We start from the raw sequence: 1,153 nt of genomic DNA, 5'->3' as shown, positions 1-1,153 counted from the left end.
GCGTCTGGCGCCCGGGTTCCTTTGTGGACGCCGAAGATGCCAGGGACGCCATGCTTGCCGTGGACCGGATCAGTGGCGGGACGCCGATGCCAATGCTCTCCGAGATGACCGACGTGGTGTTCAGCGCGGCGGCCAGATACCAATTCGCACAGAGCAGGGGCGTGGTGGCCATCGCGGTCCTCGGATCCAGCACAGTCGACAGGGTGATCGCTTCCGCCACGAGCCGGGAGACCAAGTACCCGCACGAGTTCTTTACATCCAGGACCGACGCAATCGCATGGCTGAAGGAAGTCATCCAGAGCCGCGATTAGGAATTGCCACAGGGCCTGGCACCGCAATCAAATCCACTCCCGATCCGAGACAGACCGGTCTTTCCCGTTGTAAAGTGTCTTCACGGTCTTCCGCCCCGCTGGCTCCAGGAATGTATGCAGGGCTCTCGGGATCGTGGCCGGTTCCGGGCTCTGCCGGAACGGGAACAAAGGAATCGCCAATGTCCATTGACTTGTCGTCCCGTGCGGAACCCTCACACGGACACACGCCCACGGACGCGTCGGTCAATGGGCCGGAGGACAGCTGGGCGCGGGGGATACGCCTGCAGGCCACCGAGATCATCGCCGAAGTGCTGTCTGATTCTTCGCCGGGGCAGGCCCGTGCACGGGAGCAGCTGTGCCGTTTGCTGCAGGCCAACCCGGGCCGGCCGGAAGCAGCGCTGGCGGAACACCTGATCGCCCTCCGGGAAGAAACTGCCCGGGACCGCCGAACCAACCTGACACTCGTCAAGGACGAAGGGGCGGCGGAAACGCCCGCACAGCCCTCGACATCAGGCGCCGGACGGTCGACCGGGCGCCGTTCAGCCGCCCGCCAACCCCTGCTGCATCACCGTCCCATCGAGCGCGTGCGCTATGGCCGCGCGGATGCGGGCGTGCTCGGAGGCTTTTCCGGGGAGGGAGCCTAGACCGGGCGGCCAGCTCGACAGGCTCACGGTTCGCGTCGGTTCGCGGCAGCCCGGCTCCGCGGCAACAGGAATCCGACGGCAACAAGCCAGAGGAGGCCGCCGAACCGCCCGACGGGCAGCAGGAACTGGAGCGGCTCGATCACCATGGAGAGGAAACTTAGTTCGGACAGGGCGGCGATGACCAGGCCGGCCCAGGCC

At 66.3% G+C, this 1,153-nt stretch carries 2 protein-coding genes; both read left to right on the top strand.

The window, feature by feature from the left end; genetic code table 11:
- Positions 1 to 311: STAS/SEC14 domain-containing protein (locus LQV45_RS34400; RefSeq protein ID WP_230012357.1), on the top strand; the 311-nt coding region annotated here is incomplete at its 5' end.
- A 179-nt stretch (positions 312 to 490) separates the two neighbouring features.
- The gene (locus LQV45_RS34395) at positions 491 to 955 is read left to right on the top strand and encodes a hypothetical protein (RefSeq protein WP_230012355.1); all 465 of its coding nucleotides are present in this window, start codon (positions 491 to 493) and stop codon (positions 953 to 955) included.
- Positions 956 to 1,153: the final 198 nt, after the last annotated feature.

Source organism: Microbacterium sp. Bi128 (assembly GCF_918698205.1).
This window is presented reverse-complemented; position numbering and strand designations above follow the sequence as displayed.